Source organism: Pseudomonas sp. H3_A02, from assembly GCF_054671965.1.
On record NZ_CP162807.1, the window covers coordinates 2312471 to 2328820 of the forward strand.

At 61.4% G+C, this 16350-nt stretch carries 14 protein-coding genes and 2 pseudogenes; 7 read left to right on the forward strand and 9 right to left on the reverse strand.

Annotated features, from left to right (window positions below):
• Positions 1-177 precede the first annotated feature (177 nt).
• The 3 genes from mksF to mksB are packed head-to-tail and all read right to left on the reverse strand — an operon-like array spanning position 178 to position 4986.
• On the reverse strand, positions 178-3018 hold the full coding sequence (mksF, locus tag AB4N80_RS10100; protein WP_003205592.1) for an Mks condensin complex protein MksF: 2841 nt from the start codon (positions 3016-3018) through the stop codon (positions 178-180).
• Positions 3015-3716 carry an Mks condensin complex protein MksE gene (mksE, locus tag AB4N80_RS10105; RefSeq protein WP_014340217.1) on the reverse strand — a complete coding sequence of 234 codons (702 nt, stop codon included), beginning with the start codon at positions 3714-3716 and terminating at the stop codon, positions 3015-3017. Before mksE ends, mksF begins: the two co-directional genes overlap by 4 nt.
• Positions 3706-4986, reverse strand: a complete 1281-nt coding sequence (mksB, locus tag AB4N80_RS10110) for an Mks condensin complex protein MksB (protein ID WP_063325220.1) — start codon at positions 4984-4986, stop codon at positions 3706-3708. The genes mksE and mksB overlap by 11 nt, the downstream gene beginning before the upstream one ends.
• Before the next feature lie 181 nt (positions 4987-5167).
• On the opposite strand from mksB, the gene AB4N80_RS10115 reads away from it, so the two are divergent.
• Both AB4N80_RS10115 and rimI read left to right on the forward strand, forming a co-directional pair.
• Positions 5168-5947 carry an energy transducer TonB gene (locus AB4N80_RS10115; protein ID WP_122564732.1) on the forward strand — a complete coding sequence of 260 codons (780 nt, stop codon included), beginning with the start codon at positions 5168-5170 and terminating at the stop codon, positions 5945-5947.
• Positions 5940-6392 carry a ribosomal protein S18-alanine N-acetyltransferase gene (gene rimI, locus AB4N80_RS10120; RefSeq protein WP_003205585.1) on the forward strand — a complete coding sequence of 151 codons (453 nt, stop codon included), beginning with the start codon at positions 5940-5942 and terminating at the stop codon, positions 6390-6392. The genes AB4N80_RS10115 and rimI overlap by 8 nt, the downstream gene beginning before the upstream one ends.
• A gap of 191 nt (positions 6393-6583) precedes the next feature.
• Here rimI and AB4N80_RS10125 read toward each other — a convergent pair whose 3' ends face one another.
• Positions 6584-6988 carry a serine kinase/phosphatase gene (locus tag AB4N80_RS10125; protein ID WP_305468507.1) on the reverse strand — a complete coding sequence of 135 codons (405 nt, stop codon included), beginning with the start codon at positions 6986-6988 and terminating at the stop codon, positions 6584-6586.
• Between the two features lie 132 nt (positions 6989-7120).
• On the opposite strand from AB4N80_RS10125, the gene can reads away from it, so the two are divergent.
• Positions 7121-7765 (forward strand): carbonate dehydratase, encoded by a 645-nt coding sequence (gene can / locus AB4N80_RS10130; RefSeq protein WP_003185433.1) that lies wholly within the window; start codon positions 7121-7123, stop codon positions 7763-7765.
• Positions 7766-7775: 10 nt separating this feature from the next.
• Here can and AB4N80_RS10135 read toward each other — a convergent pair whose 3' ends face one another.
• The 3 genes from AB4N80_RS10135 to AB4N80_RS10145 all read right to left on the reverse strand — a co-directional run bounded on the left by AB4N80_RS10135 (position 7776) and on the right by AB4N80_RS10145 (position 11222).
• Positions 7776-8306: an SET domain-containing protein gene (locus AB4N80_RS10135; protein WP_122564730.1), complete on the reverse strand. Its 531-nt coding sequence runs from the start codon at positions 8304-8306 to the stop codon at positions 7776-7778.
• Positions 8307-8484: 178 nt separating this feature from the next.
• Positions 8485-9654 carry a hypothetical protein gene (locus AB4N80_RS10140; protein WP_460081816.1) on the reverse strand — a complete coding sequence of 390 codons (1170 nt, stop codon included), beginning with the start codon at positions 9652-9654 and terminating at the stop codon, positions 8485-8487.
• 113 nt (positions 9655-9767) lie between these two features.
• Positions 9768-11222, reverse strand: coding sequence for a short-chain fatty acid transporter (locus tag AB4N80_RS10145; protein WP_205929564.1), 1455 nt, complete (start codon positions 11220-11222; stop codon positions 9768-9770).
• 340 nt (positions 11223-11562) lie between these two features.
• Here AB4N80_RS10145 and AB4N80_RS10150 point away from each other — a divergent pair.
• The 4 genes and pseudogenes from AB4N80_RS10150 to AB4N80_RS10165 form a co-directional block, all read left to right on the forward strand.
• A pseudogene (locus AB4N80_RS10150) lies at positions 11563-12135 on the forward strand (PAS domain-containing protein); the annotation flags it as partial.
• A 156-nt stretch (positions 12136-12291) separates the two neighbouring features.
• Positions 12292-12723: pseudogene (locus AB4N80_RS10155) on the forward strand (methyl-accepting chemotaxis protein); the annotation flags it as partial.
• Between the two features lie 90 nt (positions 12724-12813).
• Positions 12814-13368, forward strand: a complete 555-nt coding sequence (locus tag AB4N80_RS10160; RefSeq protein WP_122564727.1) for a DUF2975 domain-containing protein — start codon at positions 12814-12816, stop codon at positions 13366-13368.
• Between the two features lie 7 nt (positions 13369-13375).
• Complete coding sequence (locus AB4N80_RS10165) at positions 13376-13609, forward strand: helix-turn-helix domain-containing protein (protein WP_122564726.1); 234 nt, start codon at positions 13376-13378, stop codon at positions 13607-13609.
• Here AB4N80_RS10165 and ggt read toward each other — a convergent pair.
• Together ggt and AB4N80_RS10175 are read right to left on the reverse strand one after the other, a co-directional pair.
• Complete coding sequence (ggt, locus tag AB4N80_RS10170) at positions 13591-15432, reverse strand: gamma-glutamyltransferase (protein ID WP_460081821.1); 1842 nt, start codon at positions 15430-15432, stop codon at positions 13591-13593. The two genes, AB4N80_RS10165 and ggt, sit on opposite strands and share 19 nt — an antisense overlap.
• 89 nt (positions 15433-15521) lie before the next feature.
• Positions 15522-16322 (reverse strand): helix-turn-helix transcriptional regulator, encoded by an 801-nt coding sequence (locus tag AB4N80_RS10175; RefSeq protein ID WP_305491102.1) that lies wholly within the window; start codon positions 16320-16322, stop codon positions 15522-15524.
• Positions 16323-16350: the final 28 nt, after the last annotated feature.

Sequence of the window (16350 nt, forward strand, 5' to 3'; positions counted from 1 at the left end):
ATCGCGAGCAAGCTCGCTCCCACAGGAATGCAGGATCGTCCATCCAAAGCATTCCAATGTGGGAGCGAGCTTGCTCGCGATGAGGCCATCCCTCGCACTGAAGACTCAAAACTAGCGCAATAAAAAAAGGCCGCGGTCCATTTGGATCGCGGCCTTTTTCATGTCCGGCTATTCACCTCACACCGGATCCAGCTCCGGCTCATCGGCCTGCACATTCACCGTGGCCTTCACCGCATCGTGACGACGGATGTATTTCCAGTCCGCTTCGTCGATGTAGATGCCGTTCGGGCCGCTGCCGCCTTCCAGGTCGATGGCGACACTGGCGCAGACTTGCGGCTTCACACTGGCGAGGATTGGCACGAAGCCCAGTTGCAGGCTGGTTTCCAGCAGGGCGGCCTGGTTTTTCTCGTCGATGTCTGCCGCTTCGTCCAGGTAGTACGGCAGGCGCACGCGGCCGGCCTGTTCGCGGTCCATCAGGTGCAGCAACAAGTACATGTTGGTCAGCGCCTTGATGGTCATGGTGGTGCCGTTGGACGCCGCGCCGTCGATGTCGGTGTGGATCACGGGCTGGCCGTTGACCTTGGTGATCTCGAACGCCAGTTCGAACAGGTCCTTGAGGCCGAGCTGGTTGTGGTTCGCCGCCACCAACCGCGCCAGGTATTCCTTGGCCTCTTCGTTCTTGTTGTCCTGCTCGGCGCTCTGGCTGAGGTCGAACACCGACAGCGTCTCGCCTTCCTCGTACTGGCCGGCACTGTGGATGATCTGGTCGATGTGCTTGAGCGCTTCCTTGTTCGGCGCCAGGACGATCCGGAAGCTCTGCAGGTTGGACACCTGACGCTTGTTGATCTCGCGGTTGAACAGCGCCAGTTGGTGCTCGAGGCTGTCGTAGTCGCTGCGGATGTTGCGCAGGGTCCGGGCGATGTCGGTCACGGCCGCACGGCGCGCCTTGCCCAGGGTCAGGGCCTCGTCGGTGCGGTGGGCATAGGCGTTGATCAGCAGTTGCAGACGCCGCTCCATGTCGTCTTCGCTGTCGAACTTGGCCACGCCCTTGAGGCGCACCTGGGCATACAGCGCTTCAATCTGGCCGTCGACCCGCAGCAGCCCTTGCCAGCTGTCCTGATAGTCATTGAGCAGCGGCAGCAGGTTGTCCATGGAATCGTCGACCGGGTCCATGAACGGCGTGCCGAACGGCAGGTCCGCCGGCAGCAATTGACGACGGCGCAGGGCGTCGTCGAGGGTGCGTTGCTTGGCTTCCATGTCGGCGATCTGCCGGCCCACCAATTGCAACTTGGCGGACAACTGCTGGACGCGTTCGGTGAAGGCATCGCTGGAGCGCTTGAGTTCGTCCTGGGCGGCTTCCATCTGCGCCAATTGCTCGAGCTTTTCGCCTTCTTCGGCGCTCAAGGTCTGGCTGCGGCGGAAGTCTTCCAAGGCCTTTTGCGCATCCAGCACCTGCTGGTACAGCGCCTCGGTCTGGGTCTTGCTCGCGGCGCGGTCGGCGGCCACGGCTTGTTGGGTCTTGAGCTGCTTGAGTTCTTTTTCCAGGCGCTCTTTCTGGTCCCGCAGCGCGGCCCGGTCAGCCAGGGCTTGCAGGGCGGGCGGCTCGATGTGGGACAGGTCGATGGACAGACCCGGCACTTCGAAACGTTCACCCTTGAAGCCGTCGAGAATCAGCTCCATGGATTTGACCCACTCGCCGTTCTCGTCCAGCGCAATGCCGTGCTCACCCAATGGCAGGCTGAACAGGGCGCTGTTGAACAAACGCATCAGGCGTTCGACATCCTGCTGCGAGAATTCCTCACGCAGGCGGGCGTAGCTGTTGTTGTCGGCGTGATCGAGTTGCTGCTTGACCGACTTCAGGCGTTTTTCCAGGTCCCGCAGGCGCTCTTCCAGGTCTTCGGCGCTGAACTGCCGGGACTGGGCCAGGGCGCCGGCCAGTTCGTCGTGGGCGTCCTTGGCGGCGAGCAGTTGCTGCTCCAGGACCTTGACGTCATCTACCAGGGCAAACCGGTGCTTGAGCACCGACAGCTCGCCGAGCCAGCGCTGGATGCCGCTGATTTCCCGCTCCAGACGCATCAGCTCCTGAGTGCCGCCGCGCTGGTCGTTCTGCAGCGAATCCTGTTCGTTGCGGTAGTGTTCGGCCTGAATGGTCAGCTCTTCCTTACGCGCACTGGCGTAGTCCGACCAGGTGCCCAGCAACGAATCGAGCAACGGCGAGAGACGATGCAATTTGCCGCGCAGGATATCGCGCTGCTTCACGCCATTGGCCAGGGCTTCCACCAGCGGCCCGGCCGCCACCAGGGAGTTGTAGTCCTGCTCCATGCGACGCACATCGCGGAAGGCTTCTTCGCACGCGGCGATGTAGTCCACGCTGCCGGAGCGCAGGCTGTGCTCGAACGCATCGAGGAACAGCTGCTTGAGCTTGGCCGCAGTGATTTCACGCATGTGCAGCAGGTTGATGAACAGCGCGCGGAAGGTCTTGAGGCTTTGCTCGCTGGTGGAACGCAGCGGGATCAGCGTCAGGTCCAGCGGAATGGACGTATGACCACCCACCAACAGCCGGCGCAGTTCATCCGGCTTGAGTTCGTAGGCTTTCAGGCCTTCGCGTTCCAGGTTGGTGAACAGCTCTTTCTGCCGCAGGCAGGTGTCATTTTTCTGATAGTGGGCCAGGTCCAGTTTGCCGGCGTAGGCAAAGAACTGGTGACCGAAACCGCCGCCCGGGCCGCGACCGACCACGCCAATCACGTGCGGGCCGTGGGGCAGGGCGACTTCCACCAGGATGTAGCTGGTGTCCGAGGCAAAGTAGAAACGCCGGGATTGCTCCAGGCTGTACTTGCCGAAGCTCATGTCCGACATGCGCGCCAGGATCGGGAACTGCAAGGCGTTGATCGAGGCGGATTTACCCAGGTTGTTCGCGCCATACACCGACAGCGGTTCTTCCAGCGGGAACAAACCGAGGCTGTAGCCGGCGGTGTTCAAAAGGGCAAAGCGGCGGATGCCGTAGCGTTCCTTGCTCATGCGTCGGTCTCCTGTTCTTCGGCAATGGCGCGGGCCAGTGCGTCTTCTTCGCTTTCACCTTCGAATTCGCTGAGGTCCAGCGGATCGTCGGTCTGCAGCAGCTTCTCGTCGCTGTCTTCGTCGATCAATACCGGTGCCGGCAACGGCAGCACGCTGTGCAGGCTGGCGGCCAGGTCGCGGTCCTGCTGGACCGACAGGCAGACGTCGAGGAAGCGGTGCATCGGCGGCAGGAAGCGGTACACGCCGTTTTCTTCGCTGGCAAAACCCAGTTGGGTCATGCGGCGCATGATTTTTTCTTCCAGTTCTTCCTGGGTCTGTACTTCGGCCTGGATGAAGAGGTCGCGGTATTTCTCCAGCAACGAAGGCAGCTCATCGCGGCCCAGGCTGCCGCCGTCGAGCACGGCGATCGGGTCGCGGCCCTGGTCGGCCAGGTGCTCCACCAGGATGAAGGTGAACAGGGCCAGGCGCTGGGCGGTCTTGTTCACCGCCGCGGCGGCCAGGTCCGGCACGAAGTAGTAGAAGCCACGGGTGTCGCACACCAGTTCGAAGCCCAGGGCCTTGAACAGCGTACGGTACTGGTCCTGGAAGTTCGACAGTTGGGCGTACAGCTCCGGGTCGCGGCGGCTGACGTGATAGCCCTTGAACAGCTCGCGGAAGATCGGCGCCAGCTGGGACAGTTCGGATAGATCAAGATGCATGGGGGATGCTCGCAGAATCCTCGGCGGCGGTGTCGCCGGCCGAGAGCAGGGCGAAGGAGCGCAGGCTGACCTGATGCTCGTGAGTGTGATAATCGCGGCGCTCCAGACGCTCGCGCTTGAAGCGTTTTTCCCGCGACAGGCGCGAGAACCAGTACAGCAATTCGTCGGTGGCGCCGTCCGGTTCCTGCTCCAGCAGCCAGGTCATCAGGTCCGGCATCGGCAAGGCGTCTTCGCAACGCTCAACCATCTCGCGCACGGTGCGTGGCGCACGCGGCGCTTCGCCACCCTTGTGGGTCTTGTGAGACTTGGGGAAACGCGCCGGTTTGGGTTCGAAACGGGCCAGGGCGTAGACATAGGCTTCGACCTGACTGGCGCTGCCCAGGAAGGTGCTCTGCGGCCGGGTGAACAGCGGCATGGCGGCCTGCGGTACGGCATCGATGCCCTTGCGGCGAATGGCGGCCAGGGCCAACGCCGCGCCACGGGTCACGGCGTTGTGGCGGCGGGCTTCTTCGCGCAATGGCAGCAGCAGTTCGCGGGCATGGCGCAAGGTCAGCTGGGCGCTGGTCTGCATCTCGAGGATGCGCGCGTGGGTGCGCAGCAGCATGTCGTCGTCCACCAGATGCCCGAGGCGCTGCTGTTCGGTGAGCATGCGCAACAGCACGTTCTCGACCTTGCGCACGCCTTGCTCGAAGGCGCCGTCGGCGTTCACCAGTTGGATCATCGGCTCGACGTATTCGTCCCAGGTCGCCAGCACTTCGGCGTAGCGTTGACGCAACGGGATCTGCCGGTCGCTGGTCTTGGCCCGTTCGGCCACGGCCACCAGGGCCTGTTCATCGTTGGCGAGTTTCTTGAGCACGTCGCGCACGCGCATGTCCAGCAGGCGCAGCTGGCGGGCCAGGTCGTTGCCGTCGCGAATGTCGAAGGCGTCCTGGATGTAGCCGGCCAGGCGCTCCAGGTGGCGCAGGTAGGCTTCGATTTCCAGGCACAGGCCCAGGCGGTGCTCGCGGCGCAGGTAGGCGAGGAAATCATGGATCTGGGCGTTGAGCTCGAAGCGGTTCGGGCTTTTCGCCACCGGCACGAGGATGTCCAGGCGGATCCACACGTCCAGCAGGCTGGTGATGTCCTGAGGCGTGCTGTCCAGTTGTTGGGCGGCCAGCTGTGAACGCAATTCGTTGAGGCTCAGGGTGCCCTGGTCGAAGTGCTCGCACAAAGGTTCCAGCAATGCCCAGTGTTCAGCGAGGGCGCGCAAGACGCGCTTGGGTTCGATCATCGCAATGGCCGTCGGGTTGGCAATTAAAAGCGGCGATTGTACTGCATCGAGCCGGTTGCGATTCACCCCTTGGACGGACTGTCGTGCTCAATCGATCAACTATTGGCTCAACAGGGAAGCGATCCGCCTCGAAGGGCGGTAGAATCGCTTCCACTTTCAGTTATCCACAAGTGGCCGACCCTTGCTTATCGAGTCCCGTCGCCGCGCCTATCTGACCGCCATGCAGGTGGTCAACTGGCTGCCGCGCACCGAATTGCCGTTCGCCGCCCCGTCGCGGCCCGAGCTGCTGGAAGCGCCCGAGCCCGAGTCCATCGCGCCGGTCGTGACGGCACCCGTGGCCAAGACGGTCGTCGAGCCGCCAGCGCCAGCCGCCGAGCGGCCAAAAATCGAAGTGCCGCGCCCGAGCCTGGCCTCGACCCGCACCAATGCCAAGCCGGTGGAAGAGGTGGTCGAGGCGCCGCCCAAGGCCCCCTACGTCGCCCCGCCGCGTTTCGCCCTGCAATTGCTGCGAGCCGGACGTTGCCTGCTGCTGGTGGAGTTGCCCACGGGCGAGCCGTTCCAAAGCCGCGATCCGGCCTACTTGCTGCTCAAGGACATGCTGCGCGCCGCCGGTCTGCCGGACAGCCCGCAAATCATCGGCGAACCGGTGCGTTGGCCGCTGCTGTCTCGCGGCACCATGGACCAGGGGCCGGAAGCGGCGCGAGATTTCGTCCAGGGGTTTGTTTCGGCGCGTCTCGAAGATGAGCCCTGTGTGTGCCTGTGGCTGATCGGCCTGCCGGCGGTGAAGTTTGCCGGCGAGGCGGATGCCGAAGCGTTCAATCGCGAACTGCAGGTCGAAGGCCTGGGCTCGGCCTGGGCACTGCCCGGGCTGGAACTGTTAATGGACACGCCACAGCGCAAGGCTGATGTCTGGCAAGCCATGCGCCGGCTGATGGCGCGCTGGAAAGAATCGAATGAGTGACGCTGTATCGTTCCGCCCGATGACCGAGGCGGACCTCGACGCTGTACTGAAGATCGAATACGCGGCCTACAGCCACCCCTGGACCCGGGGGATATTTCTCGACGGGCTGGGCAAATACCAGATCTGGCTGATGTTCGAAGGCCAGCAGCAAGTGGGCCATGGCGTGGTGCAGATCATCCTGGATGAGGCGCACCTGCTCAACATTACCGTCAAACCGGAAAACCAGGGCCGTGGCCTGGGCTTGCGCCTGCTGGAACACTTGATGTCGATTGCCTACAAGGCCGAGGCCCGGGAGTGTTTCCTGGAAGTGCGCGACAGCAACCGCACGGCATTCCGGTTGTATGAGCGCTATGGCTTCAACGAGATTGGCCGACGCCGGGATTACTACCCGGCGGTGGGTGGGCGCGAAGATGCGGTGGTCATGGCGTGTACTCTGGTCGATTGAATACCACGCCCCCCTGTGGGAGCGGGCTTGCTCGCGAAGACGTCGATACATTCACAGCAGATGCAAGCTGACCCACCGCTTTCGCGAGCAAGCCCGCTCCCACAGGTTGTGCGTCATACACTTATGTTTTGGGCTCAGCAGATCCAATGTGGGAGCGAGCTTGCTCGCGATGGCGTCAGCTCTATCGACACTTACCGCTTGCCATCCAACGGATCGATATCGGCCATTTCCGCTTCGTCGAGCCCGTCGCCCCCGCCAATGTCATTTTCATCCACTACGCTCAGGTCCCAATCGGCCCGTTCGTCGTCGCCGGCCTCAGAGGCGTCCCGGGCGCCGTCTTCTCGGATGAGGGTTTCCGGGCTCATGTCATCGTCAGTCGGTTCGTGATCCTCCGTTGAGGCGCCGGTCATGCCCGCTTCACGGACGCGTTCACGCGGCATCAGCTGTTCGCGTTCGTTTTCCGGCAATTCGTCGCCGATTCTCGCACTGGGCTGCTCGTCGTCGAACTCCAACTCATGCATCGAGCCCATGCGGTCTTCATTGTCGTCGATGGGTTCCGGTTGCGTCGCATCGAAGGGGCGTCGTGAATCATTCATGGCAATTCCTCGTACTGTGGGCCTTACTGGTGTCGACCGGAAGCGCAGCCAGGAATTCCAATGCATCGCCGACGTGACCTCGACCGGCGGTCGTCTGTCACAGTTGCGCACTCTCTATCGAGGCTAGACAGCATGAACGAATTACAAGATCTGATTGATAACAACGCGCGCTGGGCCGATGCGATCAAGCAGGAGGATCCTGACTTTTTCGCCAAGCTGGCTCGTCAGCAAACCCCGGAGTATCTGTGGATCGGTTGTTCCGATGCGCGGGTGCCGGCCAACGAGATCGTCGGCATGCTGCCGGGCGATCTGTTCGTGCACCGCAACGTGGCCAACGTGGTGTTGCACACCGACCTCAACTGCCTGTCGGTGATCCAGTACGCGGTTGACGTGCTCAAGGTCAAACACATCCTGGTCACCGGCCATTACGGCTGTGGCGGCGTGCGTGCCTCGATGCAGGACCGCCAACTGGGCTTGATCGACGGCTGGCTGCGCTCGATTCGCGACCTGTACTACGAGCATCGCGAGGCGTTGGGCCAGTTGCCGACGGAAGAGGAACGTGTCGATCGCCTGTGCGAGCTGAACGTGATCCAGCAGGTGGCCAACGTCGGCCATACCAGCATCGTGCAGAACGCCTGGCACCGTGGGCAGAAACTGTCGATCCATGGCTGCATCTACGGCATCAAGGATGGACGCTGGAAGAGCCTGGACACCACGATCAGCGGTTTCGAGCAATTGCCGCCGCAGTATCGGCTGCGTCCGGTCGGCGCGCCCTGACCCCGGCTCGTCAGTCGCGGTGACACTGACGACGCCAGTGCCGAAGAAATGTCATTCCCTGCTCATTGGGCGGTTCGTCATAGCCGGTAATCCAGCCATGACAGTTGTACGAACCGCACCGGCAGGCGAACTGGCGGTAGAGTTTCTGTTCGGTACTGGCGTAGTCCATTGTCAAGCTGTCGCCTTCATCGATACGGGCCAGTGACCACAGCCACAGTTCGCTCATGTCGAGGAATACATTCGGGTTGCAGGAGTGCAGCAGCAATCCGGCGAAGCGTGGGTCATACATGTGCACGTCCGGCAGGATCTGCAGCGTGTGCAGGCGTCGCCGGCTTACCAGCAGCCCTGACACCCTGCACATCCGCGTCATGGGCGCGAACGACTTGCGGGCGATGATGATGCCGTTGCCGCGCCCGTCGGTCGTCTGGTGCACTTCAAAATCGCGCACAGAAGGGTAGCCCAGGCGGGTGCTGAGTTGTTTTTCCGGGTAGATGCAATCCCGGCGCTGTGAACAGGTGTTGTCGCGGATGAACAGGCTCATGACGATCCTTGTCGGTGATGGACACTCGACTGGCTGGCGCTGGCGATCCTGCCGGCGGTCGTTGAAAGAGCTTTGATAGCTTCGCCCAAGTCGGAGGGCGCATCTACTGTCGAGTCTGACAGGAGCCAAAGGCGCTTTCCCGTGTCAGCGCAAGCTTACGCGGGAAGCGCCTCAAGGTTTACACCGCCTCGGCAGGCAGCGGCATAGGCACCTTCAGCTGCGGAAGTTGCGACTTGATCGCCGGCGTTTCGCATTTTTTCGCTGCATCAGCCGGCGTCAGGTTGCGAATGGACGTGTAGAACAGCTCGCAGGTCTTTTCCTTTTGCGTGACCTGCCAGGTTTGCGTGCACTGGTTCAGCAGGGCGCTCGGGTCGGTGCCCGGCTTGCTGCCCATGCCGGCCTGCCAGCATGAAGCACTCAGGTCCTGGCCCATGACTTTCAAGCCGGCGGCATCAGCCTTGGCTTCGTCACCGTCGTAGCTGTCCTTGTCGGCGGCGTACCAGATGTAGCTTGGATGGTTGGAGCCCAGGACCGGGACCTTGGCCCCGCTACCAGTTGTGATGGTTGCTAGGCCGAGCACGTTCACGGTCGGGCCGTACTGGGTCTTGATCCAGTTCCGAACGGGTGCTCCGAAGGCCACCATCGGTAGTGCGGCGCCGCTGGCGGTTTGGGTGACCTCTGTGACCATCGTGGTCTGGTAATCGTTGAAGTAGCTGTAGAGCCCCTCTAACGTGCTGCCAGCATTGGACGGCGCCGCGATGGGCGCGATGTCGATGATGGTCTGGTAGGCCGGGGTTTGTTCAGCGGCAATGCCGTTGGCGGTCAGCAGCGTGGCCCAGCGATCAGTGGTCGCCGACTCCAGGTAATCCTGGGCCTGGGTCAGGGAATAATCTGGCGGGAAGTGCAGCAACTCGACACTCTTGCGGTTTTCCAGGGCCATGCCCAGTGGCAGGAACAGGTACCAGTTGTAGGACCATTTCTTGTCGCTGTTGAGTTTCGAGGCACCGTTGTACGCAAGGTCCCCTGCGTCGAGCAGCGCTTTCAGCGGTTGGCCGTAGCTCTTCGGCACCCCATCGATGTTGGCATAGACCTTATCGTTGTCGATTGTGACCTGGACCTTGGCCTTGGCGTAGCCGTCGCGCTGCACACTTTGGGTCAGGTAATGCTCGACGGTCTGTTCCAGGGTCCAGTCGCGAAAACAGATGACGTTGCAGTTGTTGGGGTAGGCGAAGAGGCGCGTGACGCGCTCGGTGCTGCCCAGCTGCACATCGATCTTGGTCACGTCGGCGGCGTGGGCGGTGGCGCTCAGGGTAAGGGCGGCAAGAGGAAGTACGGCGAGTTTGAACATGCTCAGATCCTTTTCAGCGTGAGGGACCCTCAAAAGCAGGGCGTATCCATACTGAAACAGACCGAGCCGAAGAAAAAGTGGGCCGATGGAAATATCGGCCCTTTTTTATGGCTTTATGGCATCACTGGCGGTAGATAACTCAATGTCGTCCCCAGCGCCCACAACAGCGCCAGCACCAGTGGCGTGTGTACCAGCAACTGCACGAAGGAAAAGCCGATCAAGTCCCTGGCCTTCAGTCCCAGCACCCCCAGCAACGGCAGCATGTAGAAGGGATTGATGAGGTTCGGCAGCGCTTCGGCGGCGTTGTAGATCTGCACGGCCCAGCCCAGGTGATAGTTCAGGTCGTTGGCCACCTGCATGACGTAAGGCGCTTCGATGATCCACTTGCCGCCGCCGGAAGGAATGAAAAAGCCCAGCACCGCCGAATAGACACCCATCAGCAAGGCGTAGGTGTCATGGGAGGCGATCTGGACGAAAAAGGTCGAGATATGGTGGGCCAGGGTCTGGGCATCGCTGCCTTTGACCGTGGTCAGCAGCGCGGCGATCGAGCCGTACAACGGAAACTGGATCAACACGCCCGTGGTGGTCGGCACCGCGCGGGCCACGGCGTCGAGAAAGCTGCGTGGCCGCCAGTGCAGCAAGGCGCCGAGCATGATGAACAGGAAGTTATAGGTGTTGAGCCCGGAAATGGCACTGATCGCAGGCTTGGTCGAAAACTCATGGAATAGCCAGCCGGCGGCCAGTAGCACAAGGGCGATGGTCAGCAGCGGACTGTGCTCCAGCCATTCCCCTGGGCGGGTGCGGGGCTGCAACGCCGGCATGCTGAAACTCGGGTCGATACCGCAAGCGGCGGCGTCACGGGCGCTGTTGGGGCCGGGAGCGGTGGCGTAGGCGACGATCAACGAGATCACGATCAGCGCCAGCAGCATTACGCCAGACTGCCAGAGGAATATCGTCTGGGTGAACGGAATGACGCCGGTAATCGACAGGATCGAAGGCGGCAGGCTGGCCGGGTTGGCCTGCAATTGCGCCGCCGACGAAGATAACCCCAGCGCCCACACCGCGCCCAGGCCCAGGTACGCGGCGGCACCGGCGGCGCGGTAATCCATCTTCAGGTCGGTGCGGCGGGCGAGGGCGCGCACCAGCAAACCGCCAAATACCAACGACAGGCCCCAGTTAAGCAGCGATGCGACCATGGATATCAGTGCCACCCACGCCACGGCAGAGCGGCCGTTGGTCGGAATACGCGCCAGGCGATCGATCAACTTGACGGCCGGTGGCGAGCTGGCAACCACGTAACCGCCAATCACCACGAAGGCCATTTGCATGGTGAACGGGATCAGGCTCCAGAAGCCGTCGCCGAACGCCATGGCCGCTGCCGTGGGCGTGGCGCCGATGAATTGCGTCGCCACGGCGACCACCAGCACCGCCAGCGCGGCGAAGACCCAGGAGTCGGGGAACCAGCGCTCGGCGAAACTGGAACAGCGCAAGGCGAAGCGGGCGGAACGGCTGTCTTCGATGTCGGTGGTCACGGCAATTACCTCGTTTTTATGGTTATGGGTATTCATGGCGGCAGGGCTTCAAAGGTCAGGCGCAACAGTAGAACAATCCAGTGACCATGGGAGGCTTGTCGGGTTCGAGAGACGCTCTGGATTATTTTCAATAGGGGCTCTCAGCGCTCTTTAGAAAAAAAACGCCGGGCCGATGGCAAAGGGAACAGCCATTTAATTCTTCCGCTGTCCGGAGCTGCCCATGTTCAACAACCGCCTGAAGCAGGAGCTACTGGCTCTTCGCCAAGAACTGTCCAGTCTTGTGCAAGTCAAGGAAAGTCTGGACCGTGAAATGCTTGGCCTCACTCTGGATGCCGATGGACGGATTCAATCGGTCAATCAGAATTTCCTCGACGAGATGCACTACAAGAGCCAGGACCTGATCGGCCGGCCTGTGGATGAGCTGGTTCCCGCGTATCTGAAATCCAATGAATTCCAGATGCGCTTCAAGTCGGCGCTGACCCGTGGCGAGCACTTCTCCGGTGCCGTGCGCCTGCTGCGGGGCAATGGCCAGGAGGCCTGGCTGCGTTCGATCCTCCAGCCCGTACGAAATGCTGACGGGCGGATCCGCTTTTTTTCGATGTATGCCAATGACCTGACCCGCACCATCGAGGCCTCCCGGGAACATGAAAACCTCATCGGCGCGCTGGTGCGCTCAACGGCGGTGATCGAGTTCGATCTGGGCGGTCATGTCCTGACGGCCAACGATCGCTTCCTCAACGCCATGGGTTACAGCCTTGCGCAGATCAAGGGCAAGCACCACCGCACGTTTTGTGAGCCTGAGGAATACAACAGCGCGGCCTACCAGCAGTTCTGGAAGCGGCTGACCAGCGGTGAGTTCGTGGCTGGCCGCTTCAAGCGACTGGACAGCAGTGGTCGTGAGGTCTGGCTGGAAGCCTCCTACAACCCCGTGCTCGATGCCAACGAGCGGTTGTATAAAGTGGTCAAGTTCGCCACCAATATCACGGATCAGGTCAACCAGGAAAAAGCCGTCGCCGAGGCAGCCAACATTGCCTACAGCACTTCGTTGCAAACCGACAACAGCGCCCAGCGCGGCACGACTGTGGTGACCCAGGCCGTGGACGTGATGCGCGACCTGGCCCGGCACATGCAAACCGCCGGCGAAGGCATCGAGGCGTTGAACGAGCAATCCCTGGTGATCGGTACCATCGTCAAGACCATCAGCGGCATCGCCGAACAGACCAACCTGCTGGCGCTCAACGCCGCGATCGAGGCAGCCCGGGCCGGTGAGCAGGGCCGGGGCTTTGCGGTGGTGGCCGACGAGGTGCGTCAACTGGCATCGCGTACCAGCCAGGCGACCGATGAAATCGTCGGCGTGGTCCGCCAGAACCAGGACATGGCGCGCAACGCCGTGGCGCTGATGACCGACGGCCAGCACCAAGCCGAGCACGGCCTGGCCCTGGCCGCCGAGGCGGGGACGGTGATCGTCGAGATCCAGGACGGAGCGAAGAAGGTGGTCGATGCCGTGAGCCAGTTTGCCAATCAGCTCTCCACTTAGAATGTTATTATTGTTTTTTACATATTAATTGTTGTTTTACGATAATTTAGTGGCTATGTTCTGGGCTCCCTTACTCTATTGGAGCCTCACATGCACTCGAATCGTCTTGCCTTGTACAGCCAACGGATGGCAGCCATCACCCTGGTTTTCATGGTCGCGATGATGGTCGTCAACGCTGTGGCCTGGCTGTATCCTGAAGCGGCCTCGCGATACGGCCTGGGATTCGCCCTCACCGAGCGGCAATTGTCGAGTCTGCCTGAAGGGGCGATGGGATTGACGGGATGGCAATGCCTGGGTGGGATACTGTTGACCAGCATTCCCTTGCTGGCCCTGGCGGTCGGGCTCACCAACTTGCGCAGGCTCTTCAAGCACTACGCCCAAGGCCAATACTTTTCCACCGCAGCGGCGGTCTACCTGGGAAATGCGGGTCGTGCGGTGGCGTTGTGGGTGCTGTTGGACTTCATCTGCGAACCGTTTCTCAGCCTGCTGGTAACGATCAATGCGCCGGTTGGCCAGCGATTGCTGACCTTCAGTATTACTGCGCCGTCTTTCGTCGCTTTATTTCTTGCCGCCTGTATTGCGATCATTGCCCGGATACTGTCCCAGGCCAGTGAAGTCGATTCAGAAAACAGAACATTCGTTTGAGATTCTTATGCCCATCGTTATTCAACTCGATGTGATGCTGGCCATGCGCAAGGTCAAATCCAAGGACCTTGCCGCTGCAATCGGCATTACTGAAGCCAACCTTTCCTTGTTGAAACAAGGAAAGGTCAAGGGCATACGCTTGGCGACCCTCGAGGCCATTTGCAGTTATCTGCAATGTCAGCCCGCGGACTTGCTGGTCTATCAACCGCAGGATGAGTTCGATCAGTCGCCCAGTGCTTGACCCTCGCGCCGTGGATCCGCACCGCCGGCCAGTGAGGTTTTCCCTTGCGCATCACGCATCCGGACAATGGCCTGGGTGCCGCTGTTCATGTCGATCTCGCTCACAGTGTGGCCTTTGTCTTTCAGCGCTTGGATCAGCGTCGGGCTGAACTGTCCTTTCTCCAGTTCGGTGGGGCCATTGCGGCTGCCGAAGTTGGGGAGATTGATGGCGGTTTGCGGATCCAGGTTCCAGTCCAGCAGGCCGATCACTGACTTGGCGACGTATTCGATGATTTGCGAGCCGCCTGGAGAGCCGACAGCGGCCAGCAGTCTACCCTGATGATCGAAGATCAGCGTCGGTGCCATGGACGAGCGAGGGCGTTTGCCCGGTTCGACACGGTTGGCGACTTTTTGCCCATTCTCTTCGGGGATGAACGAAAAGTCGGTCATCTGATTATTGAGCATGAAGCCCTGGACCATCAAATGTGAGCCGAACGCCGACTCCACCGTGGTGGTCATGGACACCGCGCCACCCTGGTCATCCACGGCCACCACTTGCGAGGTGGAAATACGCAGGGGGGAGCGGTCCGGGGCGTAGGCCACCTGGATGCCCGGTGGCGTGCCGGGCTTGGCGACACCCATGCTACGCGGGCCGATCAGGCTGGCGCGGCTGGCAAGGTAACCTTGATCGACCAGGCCTTTGAGCGGCACGGCTACAAAATTCGGATCGGCGATGTATTGGGCGCGGTCGGCGTAGGCCAGGCGCTCGGCCTCGGCGATCAGGTGCACGGCTTCGGGGGTGGGTTCAATGCCGGCGGGTTTATCGGTCTTGAGAGGTTTCAAGGGGGTGAGGGCGGCGTTGCTGTCGCGCTGTTCCAGGGCCTGCAATGTCCCGAGGATCTGCGCCACGGCAACCCCGCCCGAAGACGGTGGTGGCATGCCGCAGATTTGCCAGCGCTTGTAGTCAGTGCACAACGCGGGCCGCTCCCGTGCGGTATAGCCCTTAAGGTCGTTCAGCGAAAGACTGCCGGGGTTGGCGTGGCCCTGCACCTTGGCGACGATTTCCTCGGCAATCGGCCCGTTGTACAAAGCATCGGGACCTTCGTTGGCGATGCGCTTGAGTACGGCTGCCAATGCCGGGTTTTTCAGCACGGTGCCGACTGCTTTCGGGCTGCCATCGGCATTGAGAAAGTACGCCGCCATGTCTGGTGAGCCCGGCAACGACGGGTCGGACGCGATCAAGGCGTGCAGTCTTGGAGAGATCGCGAAGCCCTGTTCCGCCAACGCGATGGCCGGCTCGAACAGCGTCGCCCATTCCAGGCGCCCGTGTTTGCGGTGGGCCAGTTCCAGTCCGCGCAATACCCCCGGTGTACCCACCGAGCGACCGCCGATCTGCGCGGCGGTAAACGGCATGGGTTTGCCGTCGGGTTGCAGGAAAAGTCTTTCAGTGGCGCCGGCCGGTGCCGTTTCGCGACCGTCGTAGGTGCGCACGGCCTTGCCATCCCACAGCACAATGAACGCACCGCCGCCGATGCCTGAAGATTGCGGCTCCACCAGGGTCAGCACCGCTTGCATCGCGATGGCTGCGTCGATGGCCGAGCCTCCGCGTCGCAACATCTCTCGCCCGGCCTCGGCCGCCAACGGATTGGCTGCGGCCGCCATGTGCTTGTCGGCGTAGCGGGTCTGTAGATCGGTGCGGTAGCCGGAGACGATCTCCGGTGGGGCAGGCAATGCAGGCGTGGTGGTGGAGGAGGGTGGGGCCTTACAGGCGACGAGTGTCAGGGCGACAGCCAGCAACGAAACGGCTGACAGGCGATGAAGGTTCGGTTTCAGATCTGTAAGCATGTGTCGCTCCATCCGTGGGCCAAGAATATTGAGACCGACTGTAGCGACGCGGGACGTGGGGTGCAAATCAGCGGGGGGATTTGGAGAAGTCAGGCGTTCTGCGCCTGGAGAAAAATCGAAAACAGCTCGGACTGGGACTTGATTCCCAGTTTGCTATACATGTGTTTTTTATGAACTTTCACTGTTTCGACAGAAATTTCCAGCTTGCGGGCAATTTCCTTGCTGGAGCAACCACTGAGCATCAAGCGGCCTACATCCAACTCCCGCGCCGTCAGTTGTGCGCCTTTGAGTTGCTGAACGGACGCTTCCAGCTGCACTCGCCAATCGACTTGCGACGATACTGGCGTGAGGGCCACCACTTCGTTGATTTCGTACGGCAGGCGCTGGCGCAACAGGCCGAGTACCCAGGGCTGGATCAGCGACAGCAGGGCAATCTGTTGGCCACTGAACCGCTGCTTGCTGCCTAACGACAGGCACAGCGTGCGATCGTCTTCGAGCTGGCAATTGAACTGGATTTCATCGGACACCACATTCAGCCGGAAGTACCGCTGGTAATATTCGGTCAACTCGAAATGTTCCGGTGCCACTTCCGACAGGCGATACAGGCCGCTACGCGACTGCTCCCGACAGGCGATGTAGAACGGATCGAGCAGATACAACCCTCGCAGATAATCCTGGAACAATTGATCGGGGCTGCCGTGCGCGCCCGGGCACTCGGCAAACACTTGCGGGTGCTGATCAGCACTGAAAAGCAGCGCGACCCAGCTGTCGAAAGGGACGTACTGGTCCAGCAAACGTACTAGCTGCGTCCAGAAATTGGGCTTGTCCAAGGCCTCGATCAATTGCCCGATCGAGCGGTGCCACGCGACATCGTCTAACGAAAGTGTCATGCCTACCCCTATCGGGTTACCCCAGCGG